We start from the raw sequence: 203 nt of genomic DNA on the forward strand, positions 1-203 counted from the left end.
TGGTCTTTAGCCTTCACTCCGCTTACAGCTGGAATTTCTGATTTATCCGCTGTGTAACCTGCGATAGTTGGAGAGACCACTTTATCAAACGTATCATCATTGGTTGTCCAGTCTTGGAAGTCAATATGACCAGTCACTAGGTTAATACGACTCCAACGTTTGAAGTTCAGTGTTTCAACTACATCATCCTTAGCCTTACTTCC

General features: G+C 42.4%; 1 protein-coding gene. It reads right to left on the bottom strand.

Going from position 1 to position 203, the window contains the following annotated elements; genetic code table 11:
• Positions 1–203, bottom strand: a 203-nt coding sequence (locus tag N8M66_RS09410; RefSeq protein ID WP_261047265.1) for a mucin-binding protein, incomplete at both ends; no start/stop codon positions are given.

The sequence above is a fragment of the Streptococcus mitis genome (genome assembly GCF_946188585.1).
GTDB lineage: Bacteria > Bacillota > Bacilli > Lactobacillales > Streptococcaceae > Streptococcus > Streptococcus mitis_DG.